This is a genomic window from Ectopseudomonas oleovorans (genome assembly GCF_029845265.1).
Lineage (GTDB): Bacteria > Pseudomonadota > Gammaproteobacteria > Pseudomonadales > Pseudomonadaceae > Aquipseudomonas > Aquipseudomonas oleovorans.
Genome location: NZ_JAOCLK010000039.1, coordinates 1 through 18,637, shown reverse-complemented (window position 1 = coordinate 18,637; position 18,637 = coordinate 1). Strand labels below are relative to the sequence as shown.

Here is an 18,637-nt window from a genome sequence, read left to right as displayed (position 1 = left end):
GCAGCAAGGAGCTGATCATTCGCGGCGGCCACATCATCGCCCCGCAGATGATCGAAGCAGCCCTGCACAAGCCCCCAGCCGCAGCCGTGGGCAAGCCGGACGAGAAGCCGGTGAACTGCCGGTAGTCTACGTGCAGCTCAAACCGGCGCTGCGTTTCGATGCCATCGCCCGGGTTTACCGGGCAGTTGGCGCACATCCATCTGGCCAATGACAGCCAGGCACTGGCTGCCGCCATTGGCGAGCGTCTGGCAGGCTGCGCCGTGGGCCATCGCATCCACTGGATATCCTGACCCCGGGGTGCGCAGGGACGCGCGTCCGCTCACACATTTGCACTTTCGTACCGCCATTGGTCGGCCGGCATTGCTGTGGGCATTGCCATGCTACTTGTGTGGGAATAGTGTCGATTATCGACACGTGAACACAACATGGAGTGTTAGCGATGCTCTTCGCCCGCCCAGGCCCGGTGAAAACGCGATGAAAACGGCGTACTGGCCAGCAGATCTACAGCAGATCCAGCGCCTGCGGCTGTTTCACAACATCGCGGCCAACAACCTGGAGCGACTCCTGGCGGAGTTTCGCGCCTGCGAACTGGAAGCCGGCGAGGTGTTGTTATCCCCCTTCGACCGTAACCAGCATCTCTACCTGCTGCTTCAGGGGCGTTTGCGTGTTTATCTCGGTTCGCTGGACAACCAGCCCGTCGGTACTCTGGAAGTGGGTGATTGCGCCGGCGAAATCAGCTTCATCGACAACGAACGCCCCTCGGCCTACGTGGTCGCCGAATGTCCCTCCATCGTCCTGCGTCTGCACCGTGAGTCGCTGGTAACGCTCTTTAAGCAATCGCCCCAGGTGATGCAAAACCTGCTGCAGTTGCTCTGTGAGCGTGTACGCAAGGGCAACCGGCAAATTCTCGACAGCGAACAGCATGCCAATATCGACACCCTCACCGGCTGCTTCAACCGACGCTGGCTGGAACATGTGTTCGAACGTGAAAGTACCCGCTGCGCTTTCAACGAAGAGCCGATTTCCCTGCTGATGCTCGATGTCGACCACTTCAAGGCTTACAACGACCAGCATGGCCATCTGGCGGGCGACTATGCCTTGTGCCTGGTGGCCAACACACTCAACAGCCAGTTGCGGGCCAAGGACAGCCTGATACGTTTCGGGGGCGAGGAGTTCGTCATCCTCCTGCCGGAAATTGCCGCCGACGACGCCCGCAGCATCGCCGAACGCCTGCGCATCAGCCTGGAGCGGATCACCTCCTTCTACTCGCCAGTTGGCGTTCTACCGGGCGTGACCATTTCCATCGGGCTGGCGCAGATGCAGCATCAGGACAGCCTGCAAGGCCTGATCGCGCGAGCCGATGCGGCGCTATACCAGGCCAAGCAACAGGGCCGCAACTGCCTCTGCGGCTGATAATTTGCGACATTGGTGCGCTAGAGTCTGTTGCCGTTTCGACGCGAGCCGCGTTGCTGCGCCAAATTGCGCCACGCGAGGCGCGGGATGCAGGTAATGGTCGTTCCCTTGCCAAATCCCGCAACGACGCATGGCGCAATTTGCCGCGCAACCCGAAGGGACGGCAACAGACCCTAGGCATTGTGGGAGGGGCTTTAGCCGCGACCGAATCGCCGCTGAAGCGCCTCCCACAGAGCTGCCGCGCAACGCCGTCCCTTGCCTTGCTACAGTGCCGAGCATAACGACAAGCACCTGCAGGCCATCGCGGCCACGGGCGGGGTGATCGGCATCGGCTACTGGAGCACCGCCGTGTGCGACACCTCGGTCGCCGCCATCGTCAAAGCCATCCGCTACGCGGCGGACAAGGTCGGCGTCGAGCATGTCGCCCTGGGCTCGGACTTCAATGGCACCGTACACACCCCGTTCGACGTTACCGGCCTGGCGCAGATTACCGAAGGCCTGCAAGCCGCCGGCTTCGACGACACGGCCATCGCCGCCATCATGGGTGGCAATGTACAGCGCCTGCTGCTGGCCAGCCTGCCGGAGAAATGAGGCACTGACCGCACGGTACTCTTGACAGACGCGAGCGAAGCACTTCGCCACGCCCGCGTCTTGCATTACACTGGCGGGCGTTCACTCCTTAACCAGTCGATGAGAAGCCCGTGCTCAAAGCACTCAAGAAAATGTTCGGCAAGGCCGAAGGCGAGCAGCCACAGCCAGCCACTGCGCCCGTAGCGCCTGCCCAGGCCAAGACCGGCGAACCTGAGAAAAGCGCCCGCAAAGGCAAACCCGCACGCAAGCCCGAAACCGCTGCCGCGCCGGCTCAAGAGCGAGCACCTCGCCCGCCCAAGGCCGACAAACCGCGCCGCGAGCGCCCAGCCAAGCCAGTCGACACCTGGAAACTGGAAGATTTCGTGGTCGAACCGGCCGAAGGCAAGACCCGTTTCCATGACTTCAAGCTTGCCCCCGAGCTGATGCATGCCATTCATGATCTGGGTTTCCCCTACTGCACGCCGATCCAGGCCGGCGTACTGGGCTACACCCTCAAGGGCCAGGACGCCATTGGCCGCGCCCAGACCGGCACCGGCAAGACCGCCGCGTTCCTCATCTCGATCATCACCCAGCTGCTGCAAACCCCGCCGCCGAAAGAGCGCTACATGGGCGAGCCACGCGCGCTGATCATCGCGCCGACCCGCGAACTGGTGGTGCAGATCGCCAAGGACGCTGCCGAGCTGACCAAGTACACCGGCCTGAATGTCATGCAGTTCGTCGGCGGTATGGACTTCGACAAGCAGCTCAAGCAACTGGAGTCGCGCTTCTGCGACATCCTCGTGGCCACCCCGGGCCGCCTGCTGGACTTCAACCAGCGCGGCGAAGTGCACCTGGACATGGTCGAGGTGATGGTGCTGGACGAAGCCGACCGCATGCTCGACATGGGCTTCATCCCGCAGGTGCGCCAGATCATCCGCCAGACGCCGATGAAGGGCGACCGCCAGACCCTGCTGTTCTCCGCCACCTTCACCGAAGACGTGATGAACCTGGCCAAGCAGTGGACGGTCAACCCGGCCATCGTCGAGATCGAGCCGGAGAACGTCGCCAGCGACACCGTCGAGCAGCACGTGTACGCCGTAGCCTCGGCTGACAAGTACAAGCTGCTGTACAACCTGATCAGCCAGAACGACTGGACGCGGGTCATGGTCTTCGCCAACCGCAAGGACGAAGTACGGCGCATCGAAGAGCGCCTGACCCGCGACGGCATCAGCGCCGTGCAGATGTCCGGCGACATTCCCCAGCACAAGCGTATCCGCGCCCTGGAAGGCTTTCGCGAGGGCAAGATCCGCGTCATGGTCGCCACTGACGTGGCCGGTCGCGGCATCCACGTCGATGCCATCAGCCACGTGATCAACTTTACCCTGCCGGAAGACCCGGACGACTACGTGCACCGCATCGGCCGTACCGGTCGCGCCGGCACCAGCGGCACCTCGATCAGCTTCGCCGGCGAAGACGATGCCTTCGCCCTGCCGCCGATCGAAGCGCTGATCGGCCGCAAGATCCAGTGCGAAATGCCGCCGGACGAGTTGCTCAAGCCGGTGCCGCGCAAGCACTGAGCCAGCGCAGGTAGAACCAAGGCGAAGCCCTCCAGCTTCGCCTTTTTCATTTGACCCCGTTGATCGACACGCCATGCAACACTGCGACTACCTCATCATCGGCGCCGGCATTGCCGGCGCCTCCACCGGCTACTTTCTCGCCAGCCATGGCAAGACTCTGTTGCTCGAGCGCGAGGCGCAGCCCGGCTATCACTCCACCGGCCGCTCAGCGGCGCTGTATACCGTCGCCTACGGCACGCCCCAGGTCCGCGCGCTGACGGCCGCCAGTCGCGTTTTCTACGATGCCCCGCCAACCGGCTTCGCCGAGCATCCCTTGCTCACGCCACGTGGCGAGCTGGTGGTGGATTTCAGCGGTGACGCAGCCGAACTGCAGCGCCAGTACGAGCAGGCCCGTGAACATGTTACAGAGGCTCGCCTGCTCAGTGCTGACGAGGCCTGCGCGCTGGTTCCGGTGTTGCGTCGTGAGCTGGTGCATGGCGCACTGTTTGACCCCAGCGCCGCCGATATCGACACCGCAGCGCTGCACCAGGGTTACCTGCGTGGCATCCGCCAACAGGGCGGGGAGATTCATTGCCAGCGCGAGGTCATCAGCATCAGCCGCCTCGCCGACGGCTGGCAGGCGGATTGCGCCGGGCAGAGCTATCGCGCGAGCGTATTGATCAATGCCGCCGGTGCCTGGTGCGACGAGATCGCGCGCCTGGCCGGCCTCCCCGGCATCGGGTTACAGCCCAAGCGCCGCGCTGCCTTCACTTTCAACGGCCCGACAGGCATCGACTGCCAGCACTGGCCGGCACTGGTGAGCCTGGACGAATCGTTCTACATCAAGCCCGATGCCGGTCTTTTACTCGGTTCGCCAGCCAATGCCGACCCGGTGGCGCCGCATGACGTGCAGCCGGAAGAGCTGGACATCGCCCTGGGCATCCACCAGATCGAAACCCACACCACGCTGCAGATTCGTCGTCCGGCGCATACCTGGGCCGGCCTGCGCAGCTTTGTCGCCGATGGCGATCTGGTTGGAGGTTTCGATACCCAGGCCGAAAACTTCTTCTGGGTGGCAGCGCAAGGCGGCTACGGCATCCAGACCAGCGCCGCCATGGGCCAGGCCTGCGCGGCGCTGATTCGCAGGCAACCCTTGCCGCAATCTTTGCTCGAGGCGGGCCTGAGTGAAGCGATGCTCAGCCCGGCACGGATGTTGTCATGCCAGGTGCACTGATCAGGCTGGTGCAGGGCTCACTGCTGCTGCCCAGCACTGCCCTGTTCATCGGCCTGCTGACCTGTCACCTGCAGCACGGAGGGCTTGGTCTGGCCTGGCCTGGCCGCTGCTGGCGGAGCCTGACGGTCAGATCGCCATCGAGTTGGCGCTGGCCTGTCTGCCGGCATTCGCACTGTTTCTGCTGGCCGCTGCCAGCGGCATGCTGAAGCGGCGCCTCGCCGTCCTCGCAGTGTTCGGCTTGTGCGCCGCCATCGCCGCTTACAGCGCGGTCAATCTGCTCGCCAGTGCCTATGGCAATACCTGGACGGCCGGCGAGATCCTTCGTGGACTGTTTCTCGCACAATTGCCGCAGCTGGGCCTGGCCAGGTCTGGCGTTGACAGCGCTGCTGGAGCGGCTCAACCACCCACGCCCTTGAGTACGTTTTGCTCCTGCTCGGCTGCTTCTTCATGCTTGGCCGAGCGCTCTAGCTCGCGGCGAAAACCGTCAGCCTTGTTCAGGCTCAACTCCAACACCCGATCACGCCCTCCCTCTGCGACCAGGTAACGGCCATCGTCCAGCGGCAAGATCGCCTGCGGCGCCTTGAGAAATGACAACACGGTGGTCTGCGCGCCTTGGGCATCGACCAGCAGCAGACGGGCGCGATGGGTCGAGTCCTCGCTGATCCACAGGCCCTGCTCGTCGCAGAGCATGAACGTCGGGTTACGCAGCCCGTCGATCACCACCGGGTCGCGGCCGTCCTCGCGCAGCTCGCGAATCACACCGGTTTCCTTTTCGCTGTAGAGCATACGGCCGTCGGTGCAGCGGGTGATCGACTCGGTTTCCGAGAGGTTGTCACGCACCACGCTCAGTTGCCGGTCATCCCAGCGGTAGCGCCATAGCCGACCGTTACCCTTGCGGTCCTCGATGGCATAGAGGTAGTGACCGTCATCCCACAGCCCCCGCACCTGATCGCCCGCGAACAGTTCGGAAACACGCTTGCCTTGCAGGAAGCTGACCGGCTTGCCGCCCGACTCCTGACTGAACACCAGGCCACCACGGGCGCTGAGCAGGCCATCGGGTTTGGACAGGCCTTCGACCACCACTTCGCGGTCACCGTCGGGCTGCATCAACAGGATGCTGCCGCGGCCATCCTGCAGTTCCTGGCTGACCAGAATCCCGCCATCCGCTGCTCGCGCTAACCCGGCCGCCTTCTGCACGTCATCGTAGGCAACGCGGTACGACCAGCCGCTGGCGGCCTGCACCGGAAAGAAGTACTGCCAGGCGAAAAACATCAGGGCGGCGGCAACCAGCGCGGCAGCCGCCAGAAGTGCGCTTTTCAGCAAACGCAGGGACATGTTCATGTTTCACAGACTCGCAAAGTGTTCGTAGAGAATCGTCGCGCCAACTAACATCAGCACCACACCGCCGACGATCTCGGCACGCTTGCCGACCAGTTAGCCCAGCATACGACCAAGCAACATGCCCAATGTCACCATCAGGGTGGTGGCCAGACCGATACACAGTGCAGCGACCAGGATGTTCACCTCGACGAAAGCCAGCCGATGATCGGCGTGATGGCCTCAATGGTGCCAAAGATCACCCCAGCGCGCGTGGCTTGTGCTGGCCCGAGCCCTGCCGCGAAGGCATCCGTCGACATGGCGAAAGACAGAAGAAGCAGCGAGAGAGGATTCAAGGGAAACTCCAGCCGGGCCTGAGTCAACGACAAGCCACTGCGCGCCCGACCTGGCACAGGACTGTCGTTGGTCTCACCAATCCCTGCGGATGCGTTGGCCACGGCAGGTTGCCGAGAATGTTGACCAACGCGCCGACGCTAGCGCGACGGCAGGTTACTCCCCCAAAGAGGCGAGCAGGATAAACCCAAGCATGCCGGGGCGGAAGTGGCGGCGCCCAGCAACAGCTCAGCGGTAGCCTGCGCCACCGAGCCGGCATCAGGTTTCGACGCCCTGCTCGAGCGGTTTCTCGGGCTCCACCTGCGGCGCCTCGGTGCCCTGCTGTTCCTCCTTGTCGTCCTTGCCAAGTGCTCGGTTGGTGGACTCCTGCAGGGAGTCCACCTGGCGGTTGACCTCATCGACCACCTCGCCGACCGAGTCACTGATCAGCGCCTGCACTTCCTTCTTCGCCTCTTCGGCGAGCTTCTGTGCGGACTGCTCGGCGGCGTCGCAGCCCGCCAGGGCGATCAGTGCCAGACCAAGTGCGGCAGGCGTCAAGCGGTGTTTCCAAGGGTTTTGCATCAGGTCTCTCCAGTGTCGAAGGCCCGGATACACACGGGGCGTAACCGGGCAAAAGCTTATCCGTCAGATCTTGGCGAGCGGCTGGCCGCGGGTCTTGTACAGCGACAGCAGCACTCCGCCGACCAGCAGGACCAGGGTCACGCTCAGCGACACCACGGCCGGAATCTTGCCGATGATGCCGACCAGGAAGATCTTCGCGCCGATGAACACCAGCACCAGGGCCAGCGCGTACTTGAGGTAGGCGAAGCGGTGGATCAGCGCAGCCAAGGCGAAGTACAGGGCGCGCAGGCCGAGGATGGCGAAAATGTTCGAGGTGTAGACGATGAACGGGTCCTGAGTGATGGCGAAGATCGCCGGCACGCTGTCGATGGCGAACACCAGATCGGCGCACTCGATCAGGATCAGCGCCAGGAACAGCGGCGTCACCCACAGCACGCTGCGGCCCTGGCCATCGTCCTGGCGCACGAAGAAGCGTTGGCCGTGCAGCTCATCGGTCACGCGCAGATGCTTGCGCAGGAACTTCACCAGCACGTTGTTCTCCAGGTCCGGCGCATCGTCGAGCTTGGCGAACAGCATCTTGATGCCGGTAAAGAACAGGAAGGCGCCGAATACATAGAGAATCCAGGCGAACTCGTGAATCAGCGCAGCGCCCAGGCCGATCATGATGGCGCGCAGCACCAGCACGCCCATGATTCCCCAGAACAGCACCTTGTGTTGGTACTGCCTTGGAATACCCAGGAAGCTGAAGATCATGGCCATGAGAAACACGTTATCCATCGACAACGATTTCTCGATCAGAAAACCGGTGAGGTAATCCATGCTGGCGTCGCCGCCTTTCTGGAAGAACACCCAGACGCCGAACAGCAGGCCCGCAGTGATGTAGCCAGCTGACAACATCAAGCTTTCACGCACGCCGATTTCGCGATTATCGCGGTGCAGCACGCCAAGATCGAAGGCCAACAGAGAAATGACGACAGCGATGAAGACCAGCCACAACCAGGTGGCCGTGCCGAGGAAGTCGGCGAAGAGGAACGGTTCTAGGGCAGTCATGAGCCCCTCCTACAGTCAGATTGAACAGACTGTGACTCCGACATCGCGGTGTTAACCGCCAGAGGGGCCCGGTATCACGGGCGCCACAATATTCAGGCCGCGAACGCCACTCAACGGGTAAAATTTTACAAAATATTTCCAATTCTGCGCCACTACAGAGCCTACTGTCGTCTTGTAGAAGCTCGCTTGCGGACAATCCTGGCGCCGTCGGCTGATCGCCCGCAAGCGGGCTCCTACAGGGTTCGCTGTTTATCCAAAGGTTTCAGAACAGCCCCAGCTGCCCGTTCACCAACCGTTCGAACTCACCGCCGACGAACGGCAGGATGGCATCGGCCACCGGTTTCAGTTGGCGGCTGATGTAATGCTCGTAGTCCACCGGCGACAGCAGACGCTCCAGCGGTTGCGGCCCACCTGTGGTGATCAGATAGCTGATCCAGCCGCCGCGCTGATATTGCAAGGGCCGCCCCAAGCTCTGATTGTGCTCGTCAGCCAGGCGCGCGGCGCGTACGTGTGGCGGCACGTTGCGCAGGTAATCGTCGAGGCGTCGGCGCAAGCGCTTGCGATAGACCAGCAGCTCATCCAGCTCACCGGCCAGGGTGCGCTTGACGTAGTCGCGCACGTAGTCCTCATAGGGCTGGCCGGCGAACACCAGGCGATAAAGCTCCTGCTGGAAGCGCTGGGCCAGCGGCGACCAGTCGGTGCGTACCGTTTCCAGGCCCTTGAACACCATGCGTTCGCTGCCATCGGCGGCACGCACCAAGCCGGCGTAGCGCTTCTTGCTGCCCTCCTCAGTGCCACGGATAGTGGGCATGAGAAAGCGCCGGTAATGGGTTTCGTACTGCAACTCCAGGGCGCTGGTCAGGCCGTACTCATTCTGCAGATATTCGCGCCACCAGGCGTTGACACGGGCCACCAGCGCGCGCCCGATACGCGTTGCCTCGTCCTCATCATGAGCGCGGCCGAGCCAGACGAAGGTGGAGTCGGTGTCACCGTAGATCACCGCATGGCCCTCGGCTTCGATCAGTTCGCGGGTACGCTTCATGATCTGGTGCCCGCGCAGGGTGATCGACGATGCCAGGCGCGGATCGAAGAAACGGCAACCGCTGGAGCCGAGCACGCCGTAGAAGGCGTTCATGATGATCTTCAACGCCTGCGACAAGGCCGCATTGCCCTCGCGTTTGGCCGCCTCACGGCCCTGCCAGACACGCTCGACGATGGCCGGCAGACAATGCCGGGTGCGCGAGAAGCGCGCGCCGCGAAAGCCTTCCACCGAGTGTTCGTCATCCGGCTGGTGCAGGCCTTCAACCAGCCCTAGCGGGTCGATCAGAAAGCTGCGGATGATCGACGGGTACAGGCTCTTGTAGTCCAGCACCAGCACCGAGTCGTACAGGCCGGGGCGCGAATCCATGACGAAGCCGCCAGGGCTGTTCTCGCCGCGAATGTCGCCAAGATTAGGCGCGACGTAGCCCAGGCGGTGCATGGGCGGCAGATACAGGTGGGTGAAAGCCGCCACCGAACCACCACTGCGGTCGGCGGCCAGGCCGGTGACGCTGGAGCGCTCCAGCAGGAAGGCGAGCAGATCGGTGTGGGCGAAGATGCGCGTGACCAGCTCGCAGTCCTTGAGGTTGTAGCGCGCCAGCGCCGGTTTGTCCTCGTCGAACATGCGCTGGATCTCGTCCATGCGCGCGTAGGGCGTGTCGATCGCCTTGCCTTCGCCGAGCAGGGTCTGCGCCACCGATTCGAGGCTGAACGAGGGGAAGCTCCAGGTCGCCGAGCGCAGCGCTTCGATGCCGTCGATGATCAGCCGCCCGGCGGCCTCGGCAAAGTAGTGCTGGCTGCTGTTGTGCTGGCGCCAGCCCAGCACGTCGCCACCGCGGCCCAGGCGCAGCGGCAGCTTGAGCTGCTCGGCATGCTCGCGCAGCACGCGCAGGTCGAACTGCACCAGGTTCCAGCCGATGATGGCGTCCGGATCATGCCGCTGCAGCCAGGCATTGAGCCGTTCGAGCAGCAACTGGCGGCTGTCGCAGTACTCCAGCTCGAAGTCGACGATGCTGGCGTCACCATTGGCCGGGCCAAGCATGTACACCTGGCGCTGGCCGCAACCTTCCAGAGCGATGGAATACAGCTCGCCACGGGCGCTGGTCTCGATATCCAACGACACCAGGCGCAGCGCCGGACGGTAATCAGGCGCGGGCTTGAGCGACTTGCACAGCAGGCTGCCGTCTTCCTGCTCGATACCGTCGAACAGCACGCTGGCGGTGATAAAGCGCTCCATCAGGTAACGATCCGGCGGGCGAATATCGGCCTCGTACACATCGACACCGACCTGGCGCAGCTTCTTCTCCAACTGCAGCAACTGGCGGTACTGGCGGCAATACAAACCCAGCACCGGGCGGCGCTTGAAGTCGCGCAAGGTCAGCTCGCGTAGCTCGACGCCTTTCTCATTTCGCAATAGCGGCTCGGCCCAGGCGCGCTGCTCGGCCGGGATGAACGCCACCACGTCCTGGCATGGCAGGCGCACCTGGCGCGGGCCGGCATCGGTCGCCAGCCAGAAGGCCACCTCGGTGCCCTCCGGCGTATCGCGCCAATGGCGGCTGAGCACGAAGCCTTGCTGGGGTTGCGTCATCATCTTTTCAGGCAAGCACGATCTGCCCCCTCTCCCGCTTGCGGGAGAGGGCTGGGGAGAGGGCATGAGCTTTTCCCCTCTACCCTGGCCCCTCTCCCATAAATGGGAGAGGGGAGAAAACAGCCTCTGCAGTTGCCCATTACCTCGAACCAAACTGGCCGAGCATTCTACGCCAGCGGTTACAATGGCGCCTTTTCCGGACGATGGTTCGATGAGCAACACACCTCCCTACGGCACCGGCGATGCCTCCTACCAGGCTGCCGGCGGCATCGACGGTCTGCGCCACCTGGTCGATGACTTCTACCGGCTGATGGACGAACGCCCTGAGGCTGCTGCCCTGCGCGCACTGCACCCAGCCGACCTGAGCGCCTCACGCGACAAGCTGGCGTGCTTCCTCAGTGGCTGGCTTGGCGGGCCACGGCTGTTTGCCGAGAAATACGGCAGCATCAGCATTCCGGCCTTCCATGCGCAGTGGCCGATCGACCAGGCGCTGGCCGAAAGCTGGCTGAGCTGCATGGCCGGCGCCATCGCCCTGCAAGGCTATGCGCCAGCCTTCGCAGATTATCTGCTGACCCAGCTGCGCGTACCCGCGGAACGCTCGGTACAGGCCAGCCAAAACCGTCATCGCAAGGAAACCTGAAATGAGCAACGAACTGATCATCGAAGACCTGCAACCCGGCGACGGCAAGGCCGTGGTCAAGGGCGCCCTGATCACCACCCAGTACCGCGGCTGGCTGGCCGACGGCAGCGAGTTCGACTCGTCCTTCTCGCGCGGCAAACCGTTCCAGTGCGTGATCGGCACCGGCCGGGTGATCAAGGGCTGGGACCAGGGCCTGATGGGCATGCAGGTGGGCGGCAAACGCAAGCTGCAGGTGCCGGCGCACCTGGGTTATGGCGAGCGCAGCGTGGGCGCGATTCCGCCCAACTCCGACCTGACCTTCGAGATCGAGCTGCTGGAAGTGCTGACCCGCGATGACTGACGCCGCCCTCGCCACCCTGCGCGAGCACCTGCTGCAGGCACTGGAAAACCACCCCGGCACTGAGACCCGCCGCCTGTTCCATGGCCGTGGTCGCTGCTGGCCAGGCCTGGAGCAGATCACCGTCGACTGGCTGTCCGGCATCGTCCTGGTGATGCTGTTTCGCGAGCCATCGCCAGACCTGCGACCGCTGCTCATGGAACTGCTGGAAACGCCACAATGGCAGGCCAGCGGTGCGCGCGGCCTGCTCGTTCAGCACCGCTACGTGCAGGGCAGCGAGAGCGAGTGGCTAGCCGGCGAGCCGCAGGCGCAATGGCCGATCATCGAAGACGGTCTGCACTACCTGCTGGATCTGGGCAGCAAGCAAAACAGCGGGCTGTTCCTCGATATGCGCCTGGGCCGCCAGTGGGTGCGCGAGCAGGCCGCCGGCAAACGCGTGCTCAACCTGTTCGCCTACACCTGCGGTTTCTCCGTGGCCGCCATCGCTGGCGGTGCCGCGCATGTGGTCAATCTGGATATGGCGCGCGCCGCACTGACCCGTGGCCGCGACAACCATCGCCTCAATCAGCACGACCTGAGCCAGGTGGAGTTTCTCGGTCACGAGCTGTTCAAGTCCTGGGGCAAGGTGCGCAAAAGCGGCCCGTACGACCTGGTGATCATCGACCCGCCAAGCTTCCAGAAAGGCAGCTTCGCCCTCACCCAGGACTACGCCAAGATACTCCGGCGCCTGCCGGAACTGCTCAGCGAGCACGGTGTGGTGCTGGCCTGCGTCAACGATCCGGATATCGGCCCGGATTTCATCATCGACGGCATGGCCACCGAAGCGCCGCAACTGCGCTTCGTCGAGCGCCTGGACAACCCACCGGAGTTTCCCGACATTTCGCCCGAGAGCGGATTGAAGGCGCTGGTGTTTCAGCAAGGATAAACCTGTGGGAGGGGCTTTAGCCGCGACATGAACAGATCGCGACTAAAGCCCCTCCCCACAGTCCAGCTAGCGAATGCCCAGGCGCCTGGCCAAACGGCTGAGGTTGGCGCGATCCACGCCCAGCTCACGCGCCGCATCGGCCCACTTGCCCTGATGACGCGCCAGGCACTGTTCGATCAACTGGCGCTGAAAAGCGTCCACCGCCATGCGCAGCTCCACGCCTTCCGGCACCGGCTCGCCGGACGCCAACACGGCCTCGACGGCTGCGCTCGCCTCACTACTCGGCAAATCCAAATCCTGCACATCGAGACTGAGAATGCGCGGGCGCTCGCCGTGGCGCGCCAGTGCCTTGATCGCCGCACGGCCAATCAGGTGTTCCAGTTCACGCACGTTGCCCGGCCAATCATGACCGAGCAGCGCCTTCTGCGCCTCGGCACTCAGCCGCAGGCTGCGCAGCCCCAGCCGCGCGCGGTTTTCTTCGAGAAAGTAGCCGGCCAGCAGCAGCACATCGCGACCACGCTCGCGCAGCGGCGGCACCGGCAGCGGATAGACGCTCAGGTGGTGATACAGGTCGGCGCGAAAACGCCCGGCGCGCACCTCGGCCGCCAGGTCGCGATTGGTGGCGGCGATCACCCGCACGTCGACCCGATGCTCGCGATCCGACCCCACCCGCTGCAACTGGCCGCTTTGCAGCACGCGCAGCAGCTTGGCCTGGATCGCCAACGGCAACTCGCCCACCTCGTCGAGAAACAGGCTGCCGCCGTCGGCCAACTCGAACTTGCCGCTGCGCTCGTTCATGGCACCGGAGAAGGCGCCGCGTACGTGGCCAAACAGCTCGCTCTCCACCAGCGCATCGGGCAGCGCCGCACAGTTGATGCTGACCAGCGGACGCTGCGCACGTGGCGAGGCGGCGTGGATGGCTTCGGCCACCAGCTCCTTGCCGACACCGGTTTCCCCGGTGATCAGCACGGTCAGCGGGCTGTCGCCGACGAGGCGAATCTCGTCCTGCAGCTTGCGCAGCGCCGCACTCTGCCCCACCAGCTCGCGCGGTTGCTGCCGCGCCTGTTTGTACAGCTCGGTGAGCTGACGCTCGGCCTCGACCCGCTGCGCCAGGCCGCTGATGCGCTGGCTGACCTTGACCGTGGCCGCCGCCAGGCTGGCGAAGGCCTCGAGGCTGTCCAGATCGAGCCGGCCGAAACTGGTCGGGTCAAGCGAATCCAGGGTCAGCAGGCCCCAGAGCTGTTCGTCCAGATAGAGCGGGCAGCCAAGGCAATCATGCACTTCCAGATGACCAGGCAGCCCCTCCACCAGCCCATCGTAAGGGTCAGGCAGGCCACAATCGGCGGCGAAACGCGTCGGCCCGACATGCTCCAGCAACGCAGCCAGACGTGGATGCTCGCTGACCCTGAAGCGCCGTCCCAGGGTATCGGGGCTCAGCCCCTCGACCGCCAGCGGCACCAGCACCTCGCCGTCGAGCCGCAGCAGCGCGACGGCATCGCAGGGGAACCACTGGCGCAAGGCGGCAAGCAGGCGACGGTAACGCTCACCGTCATCCAGCTCACGGGACAAGTCGGCGACCAGGGGAATCAGGGCTTCTAGCAACGGATTAGCGGTCATTTCGACTACTCAATGTCTTTTTGACCCACACGCAAAGCGAGTCATTAATACTACAAAACAAGCAAGCCATTGATATTTAAGGATTATTTATCTGGCACGCTTTCTGATAGGTATCCATCGCTAACGCTAGCACGCCACAACTGGCCAGACGAGCCACACCGGCTAATGCCAGTCAGTTAAGCGTCGCCGCTGCGAATACGTAGGAGCGGCGCCCCGCCGCGAACCAGGGCGATGCGCAATTGAAAAGCTTCGCCCCGAGGCGGGGCTCCTACGAAAGGCCGCTTTGGCAATCTTATCTGATCGGCATTAGCCACACCGGCGTCTTTATTTGCCTTGCGGAGATACCCCATGCTGACCAACGCTCAACGTGACCTGATCAAAGCCACCGTGCCACTGCTGGAAAGCGGCGGCGAAGCGCTGACCACCCATTTCTACCGGATGATGCTCAGCGAGTACCCCGAGGTACGCCCGCTGTTCAACCAGGCGCACCAGGTCAGTGGCGACCAACCGCGTGCGCTGGCAAACGGCGTGCTGATGTACGCGCGGCATATCGACCGCCTCGAAGCCCTCGGCCCGCTGGTGGCGCAGATCGTCAACAAGCACGTGTCGCTGCAGATCCTGCCCGAGCACTACCCCATCGTCGGCAGCTGCCTGCTACGCGCGATTCGCGAGGTGCTGGGTGCCGAGATCGCCACCGACGTGGTGATCGATGCCTGGGCCGCGGCCTATCAGCAACTGGCCGACATCCTTATCGGCGCAGAAGAAAGCCAGTACGCGCAGAATGCCGCAGCGCCTGGCGGCTGGCGCGGCGCGCGGGCCTTCCGCGTGGCGCGCAAGGTCATCGAGAGCGCCGAGATCGTTTCCTTCTACCTGCAGCCTGTCGATGGCGGCTCGCTGCTCGACCATCAGCCCGGCCAGTACATCGGTATGCGCCTGCAGCTGGACGGCGAAGAGGTACGCCGCAACTACTCGCTGTCGGCCCTGGCCAACGGCCGTGAGTACCGCATCAGCGTCAAGCGCGAGCCAGGCGGCCGCGTGTCCAACCATCTGCATGACCAGGTTCAGGTTGGCGATGTGCTGGACCTGTTTCCGCCCGCTGGCGAGTTCACCCTGAGCGAGTCGGACAAGCCGCTGGCACTGATCAGCGCCGGCGTTGGCATCACCCCGGCCCTGGCCATGCTCGACGCGGCGCGACACAGCGGCCGGCCGATTCATTTCATCCACTGCGCGCGCAATGCCGAGGTGCATGCCTTCCGCGACTGGGTCGACGCCCATGCCGCCGAGCATCCGCAGATCCGCCATTACGTGTGCTACAGCGAGCCGCGCGCGGGGGACCAGGCCGACGCCGAGGGGTTTCTCAGCCGCGATCTGCTGGAGCAATGGCTGCCGGCCGAGCGCGATCTGGACGCCTACTTCCTCGGCCCGAAGCCCTTCATGGCGCAGGTCAAGCGTCATCTGCAAGCGCTGGGCGTTCCCGCCGAGCAGAGCCGCTATGAGTTCTTCGGCCCGGCCTCGGCGCTGGATAGCTAAACGATGAGGAGGTGAACCATGTACCCACTGAATCTTCCACCGCTGCAGATTCTGCACTTGTCCAGCCAGTTGCTCTGGGCCGGCCTGATCCTGCTGCTGGTGGGGCTGATGGCAGCCTACGGCCTGGAGAAGCACCTGAATGTGCCGACACTGGTATTGGCCCACAGCCTGACACTGATTGGTCCGAGCGTACTGAAGATCGGCTACGTGCTGCGTCTGATCGCTCAGGGGCGCCTGAAAGACGAGGCATGCGCACATGCAATTGCTTGATCGCAAGCGGGCACTGGCCATCGCGCCCTTCTGGCGCCTGGGCTTTCGCCCGTTCTTTGTCGCCGGCGCCCTGTTCGCCGTGCTCGCCATCGCCCTCTGGGCGGCGGCGCTGCACGGGCTGACCAACCCGGCGGTGCCGGGTGGAATGCTGGCCTGGCATCGCCACGAAATGCCCTTTGGTTTCGGCCTGGCGATCATCGCCGGCTTCCTGCTCACTGCCGTGCAGACCTGGACTGGGAGTCCGGGCCTCAGCGGCCGCCCTCTGGTCGCACTGTTCGGGCTGTGGTTGGCGGCGCGCCTGGTGTGGTTCTTCCCCGTTCCGCTGGCTCTGCTGGTCATGCTGCAGTTGGCCTTCATCGGGCTGTTCATTGCGCAGATGGCGCGCCAGCTGATCACCGCCTGGCAACGCAACAACTACCCGATCCTGCTGGTGCTGAGCCTGCTCGCGCTGTGCCAGTCACTCACCCTCGCCGGCCTGGCAATGGGCGACGACGGCCTGCAACGCCGTGGCGCACTGGCCGCACTGTGGCTGATTGCAGTCATGCTGAGCCTGATCGGTGGTCGGGTGATTCCCTTCTTCACCCATCGCGCCTTGGGTCGGGTCGAGGCCTTTGCCGCCTATCCCTGGCAGGATCGTCTACTGCTGGCCTGCGGCGTGCTGGTCGCAGCGCTGTTCGCCAGCGGGCATAACCTGCAGGCGAGTCCCTGGTTGGCCGTGCTGTTCATCCTGCTGAGCGTGCTGCACGGCCTGCGCCTGTGGCGCTGGCATATGCGCGGCATCTGGGGCGTGCCGCTGCTGTGGTCGCTACACCTGGGCTACGCCTGGCTACTGGTCGCCAGCCTCGGCATGGCCGCCTGGCACCTGGGCTGGTTGGCATACCCCAGCCTGGCCAGCCATGCGCTGGCGGTGGGCGCGATGGGCGGGCTGATCCTGGCGATGATGGCGCGGGTCAGCCTCGGTCACACCGGCCGCGCACTGCAGCCGCCCAAGGCGATGGCCTGGGCCTTTGGCCTGCTCAATCTGGGCGCGCTGTTTCGGGTCTCGGCAGGTGGCAGCTGGCTATGGCTGGCGGCGCTCTGCTGGGGCGCCGCCTTCGCCCTGTTCGCCTGGCATTACGCGCCGATGCTGTGTCGAGCGCGGGTGGATGGGCATCCAGGGTGACTGGACTGGCAGTGCCACACCGTAGGGAGGACTCAGGAGCGCAAGCGAACAGTCCGCCGATTGCTGCCGCGAACGGTTCTAAGCCCAATGCAGCCAGACCTCAATCAACCAGCGTGCAGGCCATCACCAGCGCATCTTCACGCCCGCCGACTGCCGGGTAGTAATCGCGACGCCGACCGACTTCATTGAAGCCAAAGCGCTCGTAAAGGCGGTAGGCGCTCTGGTTGCTGGCGCGCACTTCAAGGAAGCATTCACGTCCACCCAACTCGTAAGCCTCTTTCATCAGGTGTTCGAGCAGGCGCAAGCCAAGACCGCGGCCCTGGCTTTCCGGCTTGACGGTGATATTGAGCAGGTGTGCTTCGTCGAGGATCAGGTTGATCACGCCGTGACCGACCTGCTGATTGCCCTCGAACATCAGCCAGCAATTATAGGACTTGAGGCTGTCGGTGAAGATGCCGCGCGTCCACGGGTGGCTGAAGGCGGCGTATTCGATCTTCAATACGGCATCGAGATCCGCCTCGGTCATCGGGCGGAAGGTAATCGCATCGCTCATTGGGCGTAACTCGGGCACAAAGACGGGGGCTCTCAGGAATGAGCGGGGGCTGACCAGCGCTGACGAACGCGCCGCATGGCCTGCCACAGCTCGCGTTTGCGCGTTGGCTCTTCCATCAGCAGCTCCAGGCCCGGCAAGGCCCAGCAGGTACCCAGCCCCTCGACCTGCAACTCGCGATTGTAACTGTGCTCGTCACCCTCACCAGCGAAACGAATAGCCGGCAGGCCAACCAGCCACAGGCAGGCGCTCGGCTGTTCTTCCAGACGCGCAGCCACGAAGCTCTGCACGAACTCCAGCGCCGCTTGCGGGCCTTGATCCATATTGCCTCGCACCAATAGCGGCCAGCGCACCGGCTCGCCGAGCAGTTGTGGGCTGTCCGGCAGGCCAGCGGCGCGCAACAAATCCTTGAGCAGGATGTAGGCCGGGTCGCGGCTCTGGAAAGGCTGACCGGTGGGCAGCTCCACCAGCAGGGCGCAATCGCCGGCCCGCAGCAACTGCAGGGAAAAACGCGGCGGCGGAACACTGACACGAGCCGGTTTTTCCTCGACAGGCTCAGGCTCCGCCACGGGCTCGACAGCCGTCTGACGCGGCTGAGCGCCTGGACGCGGGATTTCGATCCTCGGCCGCTCGACCGGCGCTTCGCGCACGGCAGTCGGCGTGACGGCACCAGGCTCTGGCACAGGCTCGAACACTTCCTCCTGCTGCGGTTCGAGCAGCTCCAGACGCGATGCTGCCGCGAAGGGCAGTTCGGTACGCGGCAGCCAGGTGGCCACCTGCATGGCGTCGAGGTAGGCGCGACGGCGCTGTTCGGGAATCACAGGCGCTCCAGAGAGAGGATTTTCAACAGGGGCGGATTGTCGCGTGAAATGGCCGGAGCGGGAAGCGCCACAACGGGATTGTGGGCAAACAAAGTGTCCCAATA

The 18,637-nt window shown here is 64.1% G+C and carries 17 protein-coding genes and 3 pseudogenes; 12 read left to right on the top strand and 8 right to left on the bottom strand.

From position 1 onward, the window contains the following. Positions 1–2: 2 nt before the first annotated feature. The 6 genes and pseudogenes from N5J71_RS17460 to N5J71_RS17435 all read left to right on the top strand — a co-directional run. Positions 3–145: pseudogene (locus N5J71_RS17460) on the top strand (hypothetical protein); the annotation flags it as partial. Between the two features lie 13 nt (positions 146–158). Continuing rightward, the gene (locus N5J71_RS17455) at positions 159–290 is read left to right on the top strand and encodes a hypothetical protein (protein ID WP_279917333.1); all 132 of its coding nucleotides are present in this window, start codon (positions 159–161) and stop codon (positions 288–290) included. Between the two features lie 184 nt (positions 291–474). Then, positions 475–1,413 carry a GGDEF domain-containing protein gene (locus tag N5J71_RS17450; protein ID WP_279917322.1) on the top strand — a complete coding sequence of 313 codons (939 nt, stop codon included), beginning with the start codon at positions 475–477 and terminating at the stop codon, positions 1,411–1,413. 279 nt (positions 1,414–1,692) lie between these two features. After that, positions 1,693–2,004 (top strand): annotated as a pseudogene (locus N5J71_RS17445) (membrane dipeptidase); the annotation flags it as partial. Positions 2,005–2,114: 110 nt separating this feature from the next. Continuing rightward, entirely contained in the window at positions 2,115–3,560 is a 1,446-nt protein-coding gene (gene rhlB, locus N5J71_RS17440) for an ATP-dependent RNA helicase RhlB (RefSeq protein WP_279917321.1), read from the top strand. 73 nt (positions 3,561–3,633) lie between these two features. Next, the gene (locus N5J71_RS17435) at positions 3,634–4,773 is read left to right on the top strand and encodes an NAD(P)/FAD-dependent oxidoreductase (protein WP_279917320.1); all 1,140 of its coding nucleotides are present in this window, start codon (positions 3,634–3,636) and stop codon (positions 4,771–4,773) included. Positions 4,774–5,169: 396 nt separating this feature from the next. On the opposite strand, the gene N5J71_RS17430 is transcribed toward N5J71_RS17435, so the two are convergent. The 5 genes and pseudogenes from N5J71_RS17430 to N5J71_RS17410 all read right to left on the bottom strand — a co-directional run bounded on the left by N5J71_RS17430 (position 5,170) and on the right by N5J71_RS17410 (position 10,681). Next, positions 5,170–6,114, bottom strand: a complete 945-nt coding sequence (locus N5J71_RS17430; protein ID WP_279871355.1) for an SMP-30/gluconolactonase/LRE family protein — start codon at positions 6,112–6,114, stop codon at positions 5,170–5,172. A 3-nt stretch (positions 6,115–6,117) separates the two neighbouring features. Further along, positions 6,118–6,446: pseudogene (locus N5J71_RS17425) on the bottom strand (manganese efflux pump). 256 nt (positions 6,447–6,702) lie between these two features. Further along, a complete protein-coding gene (locus tag N5J71_RS17420) occupies positions 6,703–7,005 on the bottom strand; it encodes a hypothetical protein (protein WP_004424232.1) in 303 nt (100 codons plus the stop codon). A 63-nt stretch (positions 7,006–7,068) separates the two neighbouring features. Beyond that, positions 7,069–8,055: a TerC family protein gene (locus N5J71_RS17415; RefSeq protein WP_116618028.1), complete on the bottom strand. Its 987-nt coding sequence runs from the start codon at positions 8,053–8,055 to the stop codon at positions 7,069–7,071. Positions 8,056–8,317: 262 nt separating this feature from the next. After that, on the bottom strand, positions 8,318–10,681 hold the full coding sequence (locus N5J71_RS17410; RefSeq protein ID WP_279917319.1) for a DNA polymerase II: 2,364 nt from the start codon (positions 10,679–10,681) through the stop codon (positions 8,318–8,320). Between the two features lie 211 nt (positions 10,682–10,892). Between N5J71_RS17410 and N5J71_RS17405 the strand changes: the two genes are divergently transcribed. From N5J71_RS17405 to N5J71_RS17395, 3 genes are read left to right on the top strand one after another with little or no spacing between them, the layout of a single operon-like run. Next, on the top strand, positions 10,893–11,321 hold the full coding sequence (locus tag N5J71_RS17405) for a group II truncated hemoglobin (RefSeq protein ID WP_178094232.1): 429 nt from the start codon (positions 10,893–10,895) through the stop codon (positions 11,319–11,321). Position 11,322: 1 nt separating this feature from the next. Next, the gene (locus N5J71_RS17400) at positions 11,323–11,661 is read left to right on the top strand and encodes an FKBP-type peptidyl-prolyl cis-trans isomerase (protein ID WP_084341802.1); all 339 of its coding nucleotides are present in this window, start codon (positions 11,323–11,325) and stop codon (positions 11,659–11,661) included. Beyond that, on the top strand, positions 11,654–12,583 hold the full coding sequence (locus N5J71_RS17395; protein ID WP_279917318.1) for a class I SAM-dependent methyltransferase: 930 nt from the start codon (positions 11,654–11,656) through the stop codon (positions 12,581–12,583). Before N5J71_RS17400 ends, N5J71_RS17395 begins: the two co-directional genes overlap by 8 nt. A gap of 66 nt (positions 12,584–12,649) precedes the next feature. Here N5J71_RS17395 and norR read toward each other — a convergent pair whose 3' ends face one another. Next, entirely contained in the window at positions 12,650–14,200 is a 1,551-nt protein-coding gene (gene norR / locus N5J71_RS17390; protein WP_279917317.1) for a nitric oxide reductase transcriptional regulator NorR, read from the bottom strand. Positions 14,201–14,548: 348 nt separating this feature from the next. On the opposite strand from norR, the gene hmpA reads away from it, so the two are divergent. From hmpA to N5J71_RS17375, 3 genes are read left to right on the top strand one after another with little or no spacing between them, the layout of a single operon-like run. Then, positions 14,549–15,730, top strand: a complete 1,182-nt coding sequence (gene hmpA / locus N5J71_RS17385) for an NO-inducible flavohemoprotein (protein WP_004424248.1) — start codon at positions 14,549–14,551, stop codon at positions 15,728–15,730. Positions 15,731–15,748: 18 nt separating this feature from the next. Further along, entirely contained in the window at positions 15,749–16,000 is a 252-nt protein-coding gene (locus N5J71_RS17380; RefSeq protein WP_004424251.1) for a hypothetical protein, read from the top strand. Beyond that, positions 15,987–17,162: an NnrS family protein gene (locus N5J71_RS17375; protein ID WP_279917316.1), complete on the top strand. Its 1,176-nt coding sequence runs from the start codon at positions 15,987–15,989 to the stop codon at positions 17,160–17,162. The genes N5J71_RS17380 and N5J71_RS17375 overlap by 14 nt, the downstream gene beginning before the upstream one ends. A 100-nt stretch (positions 17,163–17,262) precedes the next feature. Here N5J71_RS17375 and rimI read toward each other — a convergent pair whose 3' ends face one another. Together rimI and N5J71_RS17365 are read right to left on the bottom strand one after the other, a co-directional pair. After that, complete coding sequence (gene rimI, locus N5J71_RS17370; RefSeq protein WP_004424255.1) at positions 17,263–17,715, bottom strand: ribosomal protein S18-alanine N-acetyltransferase; 453 nt, start codon at positions 17,713–17,715, stop codon at positions 17,263–17,265. Positions 17,716–17,747: 32 nt separating this feature from the next. Further along, the gene (locus tag N5J71_RS17365; protein WP_074860860.1) at positions 17,748–18,533 is read right to left on the bottom strand and encodes an energy transducer TonB; all 786 of its coding nucleotides are present in this window, start codon (positions 18,531–18,533) and stop codon (positions 17,748–17,750) included. Positions 18,534–18,637: the final 104 nt, after the last annotated feature.

Bases quoted from the DNA above. Each gene is read 5' to 3' on its own strand.
- N5J71_RS17415 (WP_116618028.1), bottom strand. From the start codon at position 8,055: ATGACTGCCCTAGAACCGTTCCTCTTCGCCGACTTCCTCGGCACGGCC.
- N5J71_RS17430 (WP_279871355.1), bottom strand. From the start codon at position 6,114: ATGAACATGTCCCTGCGTTTGCTGAAAAGCGCACTTCTGGCGGCTGCC.
- N5J71_RS17455 (WP_279917333.1), top strand. From the start codon at position 159: ATGCCATCGCCCGGGTTTACCGGGCAGTTGGCGCACATCCATCTGGCC.
- rimI (WP_004424255.1), bottom strand. From the start codon at position 17,715: ATGAGCGATGCGATTACCTTCCGCCCGATGACCGAGGCGGATCTCGAT.
- N5J71_RS17375 (WP_279917316.1), top strand. From the start codon at position 15,987: ATGCAATTGCTTGATCGCAAGCGGGCACTGGCCATCGCGCCCTTCTGG.
- N5J71_RS17395 (WP_279917318.1), top strand. From the start codon at position 11,654: ATGACTGACGCCGCCCTCGCCACCCTGCGCGAGCACCTGCTGCAGGCA.
- N5J71_RS17405 (WP_178094232.1), top strand. From the start codon at position 10,893: ATGAGCAACACACCTCCCTACGGCACCGGCGATGCCTCCTACCAGGCT.
- N5J71_RS17435 (WP_279917320.1), top strand. From the start codon at position 3,634: ATGCAACACTGCGACTACCTCATCATCGGCGCCGGCATTGCCGGCGCC.
- N5J71_RS17400 (WP_084341802.1), top strand. From the start codon at position 11,323: ATGAGCAACGAACTGATCATCGAAGACCTGCAACCCGGCGACGGCAAG.
- N5J71_RS17410 (WP_279917319.1), bottom strand. From the start codon at position 10,681: ATGACGCAACCCCAGCAAGGCTTCGTGCTCAGCCGCCATTGGCGCGAT.
- N5J71_RS17450 (WP_279917322.1), top strand. From the start codon at position 475: ATGAAAACGGCGTACTGGCCAGCAGATCTACAGCAGATCCAGCGCCTG.
- norR (WP_279917317.1), bottom strand. From the start codon at position 14,200: ATGACCGCTAATCCGTTGCTAGAAGCCCTGATTCCCCTGGTCGCCGAC.
- N5J71_RS17380 (WP_004424251.1), top strand. From the start codon at position 15,749: ATGTACCCACTGAATCTTCCACCGCTGCAGATTCTGCACTTGTCCAGC.
- N5J71_RS17420 (WP_004424232.1), bottom strand. From the start codon at position 7,005: ATGCAAAACCCTTGGAAACACCGCTTGACGCCTGCCGCACTTGGTCTG.
- hmpA (WP_004424248.1), top strand. From the start codon at position 14,549: ATGCTGACCAACGCTCAACGTGACCTGATCAAAGCCACCGTGCCACTG.